At 41.5% G+C, this 13,192-nt stretch carries 12 protein-coding genes and 1 pseudogene; 10 read left to right on the forward strand and 3 right to left on the reverse strand.

Annotation, left to right across the window (positions count from 1 at the left end; translation table 11 throughout):
* The coding region (locus ACFE93_RS05500) for a hypothetical protein (RefSeq protein WP_375472366.1) at nucleotides 1–212 on the forward strand (212 nt) is incomplete at its 5' end.
* On the opposite strand, the gene ACFE93_RS05505 is transcribed toward ACFE93_RS05500, so the two are convergent.
* The 3 genes from ACFE93_RS05505 to ACFE93_RS05515 form a co-directional block, all read right to left on the reverse strand.
* Nucleotides 195–2,099: a pentapeptide repeat-containing protein gene (locus ACFE93_RS05505; RefSeq protein WP_375472367.1), complete on the reverse strand. Its 1,905-nt coding sequence runs from the start codon at nucleotides 2,097–2,099 to the stop codon at nucleotides 195–197. The genes ACFE93_RS05500 and ACFE93_RS05505 overlap by 18 nt on opposite strands.
* Nucleotides 2,100–2,174: 75 nt before the next feature.
* Nucleotides 2,175–2,462 carry a hypothetical protein gene (locus ACFE93_RS05510; RefSeq protein ID WP_375472368.1) on the reverse strand — a complete coding sequence of 96 codons (288 nt, stop codon included), beginning with the start codon at nucleotides 2,460–2,462 and terminating at the stop codon, nucleotides 2,175–2,177.
* Between the two features lie 36 nt (nucleotides 2,463–2,498).
* On the reverse strand, nucleotides 2,499–3,086 hold the full coding sequence (locus ACFE93_RS05515) for a Uma2 family endonuclease (protein ID WP_375472369.1): 588 nt from the start codon (nucleotides 3,084–3,086) through the stop codon (nucleotides 2,499–2,501).
* Nucleotides 3,087–3,324: 238 nt separating this feature from the next.
* Here ACFE93_RS05515 and ACFE93_RS05520 point away from each other — a divergent pair, with 238 nt between their 5' ends.
* From ACFE93_RS05520 to ACFE93_RS05560, 9 genes and pseudogenes are all read left to right on the forward strand, one after another.
* Nucleotides 3,325–3,567: a hypothetical protein gene (locus ACFE93_RS05520; RefSeq protein WP_375472370.1), complete on the forward strand. Its 243-nt coding sequence runs from the start codon at nucleotides 3,325–3,327 to the stop codon at nucleotides 3,565–3,567.
* A 112-nt stretch (nucleotides 3,568–3,679) separates the two neighbouring features.
* Nucleotides 3,680–3,820: pseudogene (locus ACFE93_RS05525) on the forward strand (type II toxin-antitoxin system RelE/ParE family toxin); the annotation flags it as partial.
* A gap of 72 nt (nucleotides 3,821–3,892) precedes the next feature.
* Nucleotides 3,893–4,078 carry a hypothetical protein gene (locus ACFE93_RS05530; protein WP_094347746.1) on the forward strand — a complete coding sequence of 62 codons (186 nt, stop codon included), beginning with the start codon at nucleotides 3,893–3,895 and terminating at the stop codon, nucleotides 4,076–4,078.
* A gap of 368 nt (nucleotides 4,079–4,446) precedes the next feature.
* Nucleotides 4,447–6,324: an NAD(P)H-quinone oxidoreductase subunit F gene (locus tag ACFE93_RS05535; protein ID WP_375472371.1), complete on the forward strand. Its 1,878-nt coding sequence runs from the start codon at nucleotides 4,447–4,449 to the stop codon at nucleotides 6,322–6,324.
* A gap of 167 nt (nucleotides 6,325–6,491) precedes the next feature.
* Nucleotides 6,492–7,205: a carbonic anhydrase gene (locus tag ACFE93_RS05540; RefSeq protein WP_375472372.1), complete on the forward strand. Its 714-nt coding sequence runs from the start codon at nucleotides 6,492–6,494 to the stop codon at nucleotides 7,203–7,205.
* A gap of 214 nt (nucleotides 7,206–7,419) precedes the next feature.
* The gene (locus ACFE93_RS05545; protein WP_375472373.1) at nucleotides 7,420–8,916 is read left to right on the forward strand and encodes an NADH-quinone oxidoreductase subunit M; all 1,497 of its coding nucleotides are present in this window, start codon (nucleotides 7,420–7,422) and stop codon (nucleotides 8,914–8,916) included.
* A gap of 51 nt (nucleotides 8,917–8,967) precedes the next feature.
* Nucleotides 8,968–10,275 (forward strand): CO2 hydration protein, encoded by a 1,308-nt coding sequence (locus ACFE93_RS05550; protein WP_375472374.1) that lies wholly within the window; start codon nucleotides 8,968–8,970, stop codon nucleotides 10,273–10,275.
* A 606-nt stretch (nucleotides 10,276–10,881) separates the two neighbouring features.
* Nucleotides 10,882–12,030 (forward strand): hypothetical protein, encoded by a 1,149-nt coding sequence (locus ACFE93_RS05555; protein WP_375472375.1) that lies wholly within the window; start codon nucleotides 10,882–10,884, stop codon nucleotides 12,028–12,030.
* A 30-nt stretch (nucleotides 12,031–12,060) separates the two neighbouring features.
* Nucleotides 12,061–13,143, forward strand: coding sequence for a hypothetical protein (locus ACFE93_RS05560; protein ID WP_375472376.1), 1,083 nt, complete (start codon nucleotides 12,061–12,063; stop codon nucleotides 13,141–13,143).
* Nucleotides 13,144–13,192: the final 49 nt, after the last annotated feature.

A 13,192-nucleotide genomic window follows, 5' to 3' on the forward strand; every position in this document is an offset into this window, starting at 1 on the left:
TCTTGTTCCCTCCCCAATACATACGGGGAGGGTTAGGGTGGGGTAAAACTGACGCTAAAACCTCAGTTAATCAGCTATTTCAGACTTGTGTATACACGGTAGCCCCGCAGGCGGGAAGGTTAGCTCAAGGTAGCTTTGGCGGGGTGGGGTTCTGGGTATTATGCTTAATTGCCCGGACATCATATCACGTTAAATTATCCCAAACCGAATAGTTTAGAAATCGCAGGCAATAATTTATTAGTCGCTTCAACTAGAGAAGCAACAGCAGGTAAGCCGGTAAATATCCCTTTCAACATGGTGATTGCAGTTTTCGCCGTCTTCTGCTTGGTGGATTCTTGGGGATTTTTACCCGCTTCTGCTAAAGCTTTCACCTGTTCTAGCGCTTCGGCTTTGTCTTCTTCTGACAAATATGTGGATTGTATGATTGCATCTTGCAACTGCGACAATAATTCTTTGATTCCTGGTTTATCGGCATCTGGCGCATCAGGTAACTGATTGAGGGCAATACTCACGTTACCGCTAATGGTTCCTAGATTAGCAATAGAATTATTGCCAGCGATACCGCTAACATTACTGCTATCTTGAATATTGATGCCGCTGATATCTGACATATTTGTATCTCCTTGAGTATAAAATTTCGGCTGCTTGAGAGCAGTATCTACCATATTTTCTAAACTAATAATGCGCTTATCTTTTTCTACCAGCAATAATTGCTGACTTTGGGATAAAGCTTTGAGTTGATTATAATCATCAAAATATTCTGCACTGAGTTGAGATTTATCAGTACCTGCTGCGGTTTTGGCTCTGAGCAAGATTTTATCATCGCCGCGTTTCTCCATTGCCACGATTTCTAACTCGGCTTCGGGATGGTTTTCAGCAAGGTTTTTGAAAGCAATGGCAATGGCGCGGGGGTCAACACCTTGATTATGGTAAAGGTCGAGGGTGTCAAAAATTGGCTGGATAAAGTCGGCAAAATCGCCGTCTGCAAATACCTCTTGTTTATTATCAGGTTTGCGGAGCGGATCGGGGTCTTCTTTGGTGGGTAAGCGCATAAAGACATATTCACACCTCACCCCATGCAATTTAGTTGTATTTGTAATGCCCCAATCTTCGATGTACGCGCCTGTGAGATTTGCACCTGTTAAATCTGTGCCGTCTAGTTGCGTTTGCTTCAGTTTTGCTCTTGACAAATCGGCATCTTGCAAGTTGGCTTCACTGAGATCGGTGCCGATAAAGCTGGTATCAGCTAGGTTTGCTGCTTGTAAGTTGATCCCTCGCAGGTTTTGACGGTCAAAGTTTTTGTCCTGTCCCTGTCCTGTAACCAGCAGTTGAAGTACTTGTGAGTTTTGCAGATAAGTTAAACCAGGACGAACACGGTCAAGCATTTTGGCTTGATGCCAACGGCTACAGATAAGAATAGTGTTTCGGAAATCTGTACTTTTGAGTGTGGCTTGGGTGAAATCAGCATTGGTTAAGTCAGCGCCACGAAAACTTGTACCTCCTGTGGCTGCAAAGGCAACAGCAATATTGCGAATTAAGGAGTGTTTTTGATCTCCTTTCATGGCTCGCCAGCTGATGTAGATACTAAATAACGTTCCGGCTCCGGCGAAGGCTCCGGCGAAGGCTCCGGCGAAGGCAAAGGCTCCGACTCCGGCTCTGGTTCCGGCGAAGGCTCTGCCGAAGGCTGTGACGAAGGTGAAGGTGAAGGTGAAGGCGAAGGCGAAGGCGAAGGCGAAGGCTCCTAAACCAGCTATTATTCCTTGGCGAATCGTGATGACGAAAAAGACAATCAATGTGATTAGAGTAAGCCAGCCCGCAATTTGGTCATTACTAAATGAGCTAAATATCAGCGACACGGAGTAACCATTGAAAGCCCAGAGAAATCCTGACAGTCCCGAAAATAAGAATGAGATAATAACTAAACCAATTGCCCAACGTCGTTGCAGTCCAGCTTTGGCATGACTGAAGTTTGCCCCTGTCAGGTTAGCGTTGGTGAAATTTGCCCCTCGGATGTCGGCACAGCTAAAGTTTGCACCCGCAAGGTCTTGTCCTTTGAAGTTGCGTCCTCGGAGATTTTGACCGGAGAAGTCTAAAGCCATGTTCCACTTTACAGAGGTGAGCAAATTTTACTACACGCTCACCCCTGTAAATTCAGGAATGGTTAGATATATTTGTTAGTTGAGCTTCAAAGGTGCAACTTCGAGGCTCAAAGGCGCAACTTCGAGGCTCAGAAGGTCAACGTTGAGGATAAAAGGCGCAACTTTGAGGATCAAAGGTGCAATTTCGAGGGTTAAAGGCGCAACTTCGAGCCTCAGAAAGTCAACGTTGAGGATCAAAGGTGCAACTTCGAGGCTCAAAGGCGCAACTTCGAGGATAAAAGGCGCAACTTCGAGGCTCAGAAGGTCAACGTCGAGGTTCAGAAGGTCAATATCGAGGTTTTGAGGCTCATTGTTGAAGTACAACCAATACGGTTTGGTTAGGTAATAGTAATTGAGAGTTCACTTCCGTCCTGCTAAGACTTGTTCGGCACTCAAATCCAACTGTGGAAAAGTAAAAGAGATGATGCGTTCTTGTCCTCGGAATGCAACAGCATCATAGAACCCTTCTACTAGGGTGCATATTGTTACTATCTCTTGAATCGGGTCAACAATCCAATATTCGGGAATTTCCAGAACAGCATATTCAGAACGTTTGCTGCGATAGTCTGTGGTTTGTGTAGATTCGCTGACGACTTCTACCACTAATATGGGGGGAGTTTCGTTGAGTTCGATTACAGCCTCTCGATTAGAAAGTGCTTCCCACTGCTGTGTTGGTAATACTACTACATCTGGAATTCGTGAGGTGTCCCAGTGTCCCCCTCGTGGCGAACGCACTCCGACAGAAAACTTTTGTGCTGTCCAATTCTGGCCCATTTTGGCACTTTCATCATCAAAGCTTCGTTCTAAAAACTTGGAGATGCCACCGTGCTTGCCAGTGCCAAGGCTCATGAGAATTAATTCTCCATCTACCAATTCATATTGGGTATCCGTGCCATCGTTATACTTAAGATACTCTGCAAAAGTAAATTTTTTTGTGGTTGCAGTCATAGCGATACCTACGGCGGGCTGCGCCTACACAATTCTCATCGATGACTCAATACAGTTATTCTACTTGCATTACAGGAAATACTGATGGAACGCTCGAAAATAATTGCTATTCTTACAGGTGCGATTTCGATCATTTTAGCGATCGCCAACTCTAGGGCGATATCTAACGACAAGCTGCCCTTAGCATAAAAAGGAGGGAGTAAATCGATGGTAAAAAACATTTGGTATAGAAATAATTATGGAATCAAAGCAAGATGACATTACTATTCTTCAGGAAGCTGAGAAGCGTTTACGGCGACTGTCTCCAGAAAGGCTGCGGGTAGTGAGTGATTTTCTGGCTGATCTAGAAGAAAGAGAAGAAAATGAGGCGACAACGGAACTTTTGAATGTCCCCGGTTTTGAGCAAGCTTTGCGTGAAGCTATGCAGGAAGCTGAGGCTGGGGAAGTGGTGTCATTTGACAGTATTCGTCGTCATGTATGAACTGGTACTGACTCGCAAAGCACAGAAGTTTTATCAAGAAGTAGATGTATCACTAGCCCAACGACTAAACCGTTGCTTTGACCAACTGTGACAGAATGCTTACGAAGATCCAAACATCAAACGGCTCAAAGGTGATTTCGCAGGTCTTTTTCGCTATCGAGTTGGCGACTGGCGAGTTATTTATCAGGTAGATGAAGAACAGCAATTGATTACTATTTTATTAGTAGCTCATCGGAGCGATGTATATAAGTAAGTGTTATGGTGTGTCTCAAGTATTAATGTGGATATAGGGACACCACAATAACTTGCATTACAGGAAATACTAATGGAACGCTCGAAAATAATTGCTATTCTTACAGGTGCGATTTCGATCATTTTAGCGATCGCCTACCTCATCGTAGTCCAACTCTTGGACTACCGGGACATGAAACCCGCCCCCATCAGCCAAGTTGACTCACCACCTGCTATTACTATCTCTCACTGGCAGGTTGACAAAATCACCCAAATATAAATTATCTTTAGTTGATTTGTAGAGACGCAATCAATCGCGTCTCTTGTCATTTATATGAATTGATAAAACTAATGATAACTATTGATTCATCCCTCATTCGATGCATAGATAAGAATAAATACCTATTATTTCTTGCTGAAGTAGTTGATTATATAAGAAATAATTAGAGTTACTATCTTAAATTTATTTAATTAACTAATTCCATTTTGACAGATATAACGGTAAGCTGTTTCTAACAAAATTAAATAAACATAAATTTGCATTATCTGCGGCAGCTACGCCCGTCGTAGACATTGCTGGGTTAACTGGGATCAACGCCAGTTGATTTAAAACCCATAATTTTTGATAACAATAATAGAGGTGAGTTAATGGCTCAGTTTCTACTAGAGACTGTTTGGCTAGTTCCGTGCTATGCCTTAATAGGTGGCTTGTTAGCCGTGCCTTGGTCGCCAGGGATCATTCGGAAAACGGGGCCAAGACCGGCGGGTTATGTAAACTTGGTGATGACATTTTTGGCATTTGTACATAGTGCGATCGCCTTACAAGCAACTTGGAATCATCCAGCCCAAGAAGTATTTATTCCTTGGTTATCTACAGCTGGTTTAAACCTGACAATTGCTTTGGAAATTTCCTCGGTGAGTGTCGGCGCTTTGGTTGTGATTACCGGCTTGAATTTGCTGGCGCAGATTTATGCGATCGGCTACATGGAAATGGATTGGGGTTGGGGACGCTTCTATTCTTTGTTGGGATTATTTGAAGCAGGATTATGTGCCCTTGCTTTGTGTAATAACTTGTTTTTCAGCTATGTAATTTTGGAAGTCCTGACGCTGGGAACCTACTTACTAGTTGGCTTATGGTTTAGTCAGCCGTTGGTAGTTTCAGGTGCAAGAGACGCTTTCTTAACCAAACGGGTGGGAGACTTATTCTTGCTGATAGGCGTGTTGGCATTATGGCCTTTAGCTGGAACTTGGAATTATACAGAATTAGCTGAATGGGCGGCTACTGCTAACGTCAACCCGACAACTATGGCACTGGTAAGTTTAGCTTTAATTGCTGGGCCGATGGGTAAATGTGCCCAATTTCCCCTGCATTTATGGCTAGATGAAGCGATGGAAGGCCCGGTTCCCAGTACGATTTTGCGGAACTCGGTAGTAGTAGCTAGTGGTGCATGGGTGCTAATTAAATTGCAACCTGTATTAAGCTTGTCGCCTATAGCTTCCTCGGCAATGGTGGCGATTGGTGCGGTGACAGCCGTGGGTGCTTCTTTGATTGCGATCGCTCAAATCGATCTCAAACGCTGTCAATCCTATTCTGTCAGTGCATACATGGGTTTAGTATTCATCGCTGTGGGAGTGCAACAAGACGAAGCAGCGCTGTCGTTAGTCCTTAGCAACGCCATATCCGCAGCATTGATGGTGATGAGTACTGGCGGAATTATCTGGAATAGCATCACCCAAGATGTCACCCAATTAGGGGGATTGTGGACACGTCGTCCGATTTCTGCGATCGCCTTTATCGTTGGAAGTTTGGGGTTAATTGCTTTTCCACCATTGGGTGGCTTTTGGGCGCTGATGGAATTAGCAGATGGGTTGTGGGAAACCCAACCTTGGTTAGTGGGAGTATTAATAGCTGTAAATGCTTTGACAGCTGTGAGTTTGACGAGAGAATTCGCTTTAGTTTTTGGTGGTAAAGCTAGACAAATGGCCCAGCGATCGCCTGAAGCTCACTGGCCGATGATTCTGCCGATGATAACCTTACTTGGCTTTAACCTACATCTTCCTTTAATGTTGCAAAGCTTATCACTTTTACCCAATTGGGCAACTCTAAATAAAGATGTCGCACTACTTTTAGTTTGGTCGAGTATTTTCAGTTGCAGCATCACTGGCGTGATTTATTTAAGCAATATTCCTAAACCGATTCGTCTCCCTTGGAAAGGTTTACAAGACTTAATCGCATACGATTTTTACACCCCTAAACTCTATCGAATTACGATAATTTTTGGAGTTGCCAAAATTTCGCAACTTACCGATATGATTGACCGCTTCGTAGTTGATGGCATCGTTAATTTCGTTGGTTTATTTTCCCTATTAGGTGGCGAAGGTCTTAAATACAGCACCTCTGGGCAAACGCAGTTTTATGCATTCACTGTTCTTCTAGGGGTGAGTCTTTTAGGAATGTGGGTAACTTGGCCATTTTGGGGAATGCAATTTTTAAATATGGTTTTTCAAATCTCGACAGTTGGGTAGTAGCAACAAAATAATTCGTAATTGATAATTCGTAATTCGTAATTGAAGAGTTGGAAATTAAAATTTCAACAGTTAACGTATACCAAAAACGAAAATTATCAGTAAATGTTTCACCAAAAATTACGAATTACGAATTACGAATTAGTTAATATTGTGAGGATAATTCCATGAGCAGACAACATCCGCAGTTCAATTTTTCCAGAAGAAGTTTATTCAAGTTTGGTGCAGGTGCGATCGGTACAGGTGTATTGACAGCCGGACTTGGTTCAAACTTACTTGCATCTGAAAAAAAACCAGTAGAAGAAGATATTACTCCCGATAAGGCACTGCAAGAGTTATTAGATGGAAATGAAAGATTTGCCAAAAGAAAACGTCGTAATCCTGACCAAAGCTATTCACGTTTAGTTGAAGTTGCCAAAGGTCAAAAGCCTTTCGCTTCTATTCTCGGTTGTGCAGATTCACGAGTCCCTTCAGAAATTGTTTTTGACCAAGGGCTTGGAGATTTATTTGTCTGCCGGATAGCTGGTAATATTGCCACAACACAGCAAATTGGTAGCTTAGAATTTGGCAGTTTAGTATTAGGCTCCAAAGTCATCATGGTAGTGGGGCATGAAAGATGTGGTGCGGTACAAGCGGCGATCAAAGGCGATCCAGTACCTGGACAAATTGGAAGTTTGCTTGAAGCAATTAAACCAAGTGTAGAAAGTTCAAAAGATCAACCAGGAGATAAGTTAGAAAATGCTTGTAAAGCGAATGTTTTGGCACAAATTAAAAAATTGAAATCATCGTCAGTTTTATCTGAGTTAATCAAAGCAGAAAAGCTGAAAATAGTCGGTGGTTATTACGATTTAGATACTGGAGAAATTAATATAGTAAGTTAGCTTTTTTGCCCTTTGTCATTAGTCATTAGTCATTGGCTAAGAGTTAAGTCATAAAGGACAAAAGACAAAGGACGAAGACGTAAGTTTGGTTGAGGAAAAAAAACCGACATTATCGAGACTTTGTTGGGTTACACTATCGCTCAACCCAACCTACTATTCTCTTAACCCAAGCGTATTGAGTCATAAAAGACAAAAGACAAAGGACAAAATTCTCATGTTAAGTGTTTTGATTTGGCTGCCAATTTTCGTTGCTATTTTCATAGCAGTATTACCTGTAAGTATTCCTAAATATCGCATTCGTTTAATAGCATTAATTTTTTCAGGGATAGTTCTTTTATGGAACATTTTTATCCTGCTAAAATTTGATATCAGTAATCCTGGAATGCAATTTCAAGAGTATTTACCCTGGAATGAAACCCTTGGTTTGAGCTATCAACTAGGTGTTGACGGGCTTTCTATCTTGATGTTGGTGTTAAATAGTCTGCTCACCTGGATTGCTATTTACAGCAGTAGTCAAGAAACTGAACGCCCCCGGCTGTTTTACTCGATGATTTTATTAGTGAGTGGAGGAGTCGCAGGTGCTTTTCTCGCAGAGAATTTGCTGCTATTCTTCCTATTCTACGAACTAGAATTAATCCCCTTCTACTTACTAATTTCCATTTGGGGAGGAGCAAAACGGGGTTATGCTGGGATTAAATTCCTGATTTATACTGCGGTTTCGGGAGCATTAATTCTGGCGACATTCTTGGGTATGGTGTGGCTGAGTGGTTCTACCAATTTTGCTTTTGATGCAGTCTCTACAGAAAACCTGTCAACAGCAAAGCAAATCCTTTTACTAGCAGGAATAGTCTTAGGTTTTGGGATTAAAATTCCCTTGGTTCCCTTCCATACTTGGCTACCCGATGCTTATGTTGAGGCTTCAGCACCAATTGCCATTCTTCTCGGTGGGGTGTTAGCAAAGCTAGGAACTTATGGACTACTGCGATTTGGGTTGGGTATGTTTCCCCATGCTTGGAGCATTATTGCACCGACTTTGGCAATTTGGGGAGCAGTTAGCGCCATCTATGGGGCAGTAATTGCGATCGCTCAAAAAGATATCAAGCGCATGGTAGCATACAGTTCCGTTGGCCACATGGGCTATATCTTGCTGGCTGGTGCCGCCAGTACTCCCTTAGCACTCGTGGGTGCAGTCGCCCAAATGTTCAGCCACGGCATTATTTTAGCCATTCTCTTCCACTTGGTGGGAGTTGTAGAAGCCAAAGTCGGTACACGTGAGTTAGATAAACTCAATGGTTTAATGAGTCCCATACGTGGTTTACCCTTAATTAGCGCTTTACTAGTTTTAAGTGGAATGGCCAGCGCAGGTATTCCCGGTTTAACAGGATTCATCGCGGAATTTATCGTCTTTCAAGGCAGTTTCTCTATCTTTCCCATCTCGACAATTTTGTGTGTAGTCGCTAGTGGATTAACCGCAGTTTATTTTGTCATCCTCCTCAACCGCACTTGTTTTGGCAGACTCGATAACTTTGCCTACTACCCTAAAGTTCTTTGGTCTGAGAAAATCCCAGCTTTAATTTTGGCAGCTTTTATCATCTTTTTGGGAGTACAACCCACTTGGTTAGTGCGTTGGAGTGAATCCACAACTACAACAATGGTGGCTGCAATTCCCTCCTTAGAAAAAACCGTAATCTCTGAAGTCGCACTGAAATAAGTTACAAATTACGATTTCTTCCCTATTCCCCATTTCCAATTCTCCACTACCATGACAGCAATTAAAACAGCAATTAAATTACCTCCTTCTAATCACGAATTTGCCGAAGTAATTCACCGCTTAGAAGCGGGCGGTGCAATGTTACCCGATACCCCAGAAAATTTGATGCAAATCATCGGTTTGTACAAAGCTTATGCTGTACCGATGGATTTTTACTGGCGTGACCTACTTTATATTGCCGAACGCGAATTTTTAAACCCACTTCCCTTCTTTAAATACTTCTTACCCAAAGAGTATTTAGAACGGCATAATCATTACGCTGGCGATGATGCCGATTTACGAATTTGGCGCGGTGAAGCTACTGCACATCCAGAACTTTTGGCATTTATTAAGAAAGGTGAAACTTTCAAAATGCCTAAGTTGTTGCATCACTTGTTGCACGATCGCATTAACATGGAATTTGCAGAAGCTTGTATGCGGGCGATGTTGTGGCACAGAGGGATGGGTGGACAATTTGACCCTTACCTAGATTCAGCAGAATACAAAGCCAACGCTGACCGAGCAATTAAAGCTTACTTCCAAGGCAACCCCGTAATGCTGGGAATGTACAAGCTGTTCCCCGATATGTTTTTGGAACAGTGCCGCCAGATGTCATACTACGCTAATCTGGGCTTATTCTGGGAAGTCATGGCCCCGGTATTCTTTGAAATGTCCGACCGCTATGACGAAGGTACGATTAGCAGTGTCCCAGAGGCGATGAGCTTCTTAGTTAATGGTATATTTGCGATCGCAGGTCGTCCCATTTACCATCACGTTTATATTCGTGGTAAATGCTACGAAATTGTCCCCAAATCTAAGGGTTTCATGTGGCTATACGAAGCTGCATTACCTTATGTAGAAGCAGTTTTCTACCGCACTGCACCCTTCCGAGGAACAAAATCTTATAATGCTCAAGCGCGTCAAGTACCGGAAGACCAGAAAGACTTTCACTATGGGATTCTTTACGCTGATGTATTTCCAGTAGGTACTGCTGGCATTCCCCCAACATTGTTAATGCAAGATATGCTGCATTTTTTACCACCATATCTTGTTGATTATTACAGCCAACATTGCCGGGGTGAAGAAGATATGTTGATTCAGTTAGGAGTTAGTTTTCAACGCTCAATGTACTGTGTTACTTCTGCGGTAATTCAAGCCTTGCGAACTGCACTTTTATATCCATTAGATGACCAAAATCCCAAGCATTTACAAGCCAACCGAGATTTCTTTGAAATGCAGCTAAATCGCTTTACCCGTAATGACTACAATATTCGTGATGCTGCTCGTTTAGGAAGCATTCAAAGTCAAGATTATCGATAATATCATGTCTGTTTGATTACTTACTAAACCCGAAGAACCACACCCCGCATTTGCTTTACTCAAATGCGGGGTGAGGTTCTTTTTTTTTGATTTATGCAAGAGGTCTATTGTAGAAAGAGCGATTCATTGCGTCTGTTACCTTAATCGAACCGTATTGATTGTCAACTCTATAAGACAATACAGTTCAGTTAAGCTTCATAATAATTTTTTGTCAAAAGTGCGCTTGCACTTACTCTCTTGGGCTTGCTTCCTGTGTAACAGAAATGTCGTTTAAGGCTCATTTTCCTACACATAACAACGGCGATCGCTCCGCCTGTGACAAGTGTGCAAACCATCCACTGCAACGTCAACATTGACTGGACTGTGAAAGAGAGGGGTAGCACAGCTGTGCGCCCTTACGAGGATCTATTTTTTTATACCTAATTCATGCGGAAACCGCTATAAGACATCTCCAAAAAACAATATAAAAGACTTGTGCAGTCAGGGTTGATACCTCATTCTGGAGATATCTATAGATATGAACTTAATGCGATCGCGAACTTAATTCCGAAATTCACCTGAACGAAACTGTAGCATTTCAAAGAGAACCAATAGAGTAATTGCACCATGAAAAACTTCAAAATTATTACATTAGGGGCATCAGGCGCAGGAAAAACTGTATTCCTCGCTAGTATGTTTAAGGCATTATCAACTCAGAAAAACTCTAGTTTTAAGCTTGATGTTGAAGAGCCAGACAAACGAAAATTACTAAACTCCACCTATACACAAATACTGACTGGCGATACTTGGCCTCCTGGAACAAAAAATATTTCCGAATGGACGTTTACTTGTAAAGTTCAAACAGAAGATTTTGATAAATACAATGCTTGTCAATTCACTTACTTTGACTACGCTGGAGGTCGCCTAACTGATATAGAGAAAGATGAGGACTTGGAAAACGTCGTACAGCAAGCTGATACGATTTTAGGATTATTAGATGGTCAGAAAATATATGCTTGGCTGAATGGTAGCGATCAAGTACGAGCCAATGTATTTTTAAGTACGGATTTACCCAATATTCTCAACCGGATGCAGAAGCTTACAGTTCCAGTTCACTTTGTTATTACTAAGTGGGATGTTCTGGATCAGAAGTTTACCCTATCTCAGATACGTGAAAAACTTCTCACTATTCCTGCTTTTGCACAATTAATCAAAAGTCGAGGTGAAGCAGGTTCTATTGTCCGAATTATTCCAGTTAGTGCTATCGGTTTAGAATTTGCTACTCTGCAACTAGATGGAAGTATGAAAAAGAATCCAGGTAAGATTCCATTTCCCTTTTTGCTGGAAGCGCCTATATCCTGTGTTTTGCCAGATAGACTACAACAATTGCATAATCAAAAACAAGCACAAGAAAAACAACTTGAACAACAAATTCAGAAGATAGATGATGGCAATATTGTGGTTGGCGCATTAGTTGGTGGTCTAGATTTTTTAGGGGTTGGATTAGAGGGATTGGGACTACTGCTAGAGTTAAACGATACGCCTGAAATCAAAATGGCTAGATTGTTCACTAAAGCAACTTCAATGGTTACTTCTTTGGTGAAAGGAGGAATAAAAGGAATTAATGAAAAAATAAGTAAAGGTTCTCGAAAAAAGAAAGAAACTACGCTCAAATCCGTTAAAGACGAACAGTCTGCTCTAATACACGCAATGAACGTCTTTTATGATTTTGAGAAAGATTTAATAGATAGTTTTCCAGAGTCTAAATTAGTTTAGCCCTATATTAATAAATTCCCTAAAAGTGCAATGAAGAACTACAGTATTATTACTCTGGGAGCATCTGGCTCTGGCAAAACCATTTTCTTGGCTAGTCTTTTCAAAGTATTTTCAACACAAGGAAAGTTTGGCTTTTCTCTAGATGTTCAAGACAGTTCTAAAAGAATGGCTTTGAATAAGATATTTGCAGATTTGACTACAGGAGAACAATGGCCTTTAGGCACTAGAAATATTTCTGAATGGGCATTAACTGCCTATGTAAATAACTCAGGTATATCTAAGGTTCCAGCCTGTAAAATCACCTATGTTGATTATAAAGGAGGTCTAATCACAGACGTATCAACAAAAGATGAAGAAAATTACGGCGGTTACAATAATTTAGAAACCTACGTTAAAGAAGCTGATGCAGTTTTAGTAATCTTGGATGGTCAAAAGCTACTTTCTTTGATGCAGGATCGTGACTTAACTAATAAGGTTGTTTTCAGATGGCTAAATGAAGACCTATCGGCCCTCATGCAAATGGTCGATAAATGTAATAAATATATTCCCGTTCATTTCATTATTAGCAAGTGGGACTTACTTGAAGGTAGCTACTCTCTACCAGATGTAAAAAAACGCTTGCTGAATAATGTTCCTGAATTTTATAACGTAGTTGACAATAGGAGGAAAGTAAGTTGTCCGGTACGTTTGATTCCTGTCAGTTCTTTAGGTAAGGGTTTTGCAGCCCTACAACCTGATGGACAGATGAAGAAGCTTTCAGTCAATCCACATCCAATGAATGTAGAGTGTCCCCTAGCTTTTGCTTTGACGGATAAGCTACCAAATCCAGGCAGCTCGAAACAAAAGCCTTTCAAACCCACACTATGGGATTGGATTGTCATTGGATTTTGTATTGCTCTCATTCAACCTAGCAATGGGTTTGTACTGATTATTGCCATTGTTTATTTTGGGTTTCGTCTATTGAAAAACAAGAAGCAAAGATTAGATGAAATTTCATCGAGCGAAGAGGCATTTGAACAAATTCTGAGTAAATGTCAGGAAATTAGGAAACAATTCAATACTGACTTTCCTGACTCTGATCTTGCTAAAATACCCTCTTTTAAATCTAGGTAATAAGTATTATGACAATTCAAGCTTGGACTTTTCTCATTAGCCGAAATCA

Origin of the sequence: uncultured Nostoc sp. (assembly GCF_964247315.1) — a bacterium.
GTDB lineage: Bacteria > Cyanobacteriota > Cyanobacteriia > Cyanobacteriales > Nostocaceae > Nostoc.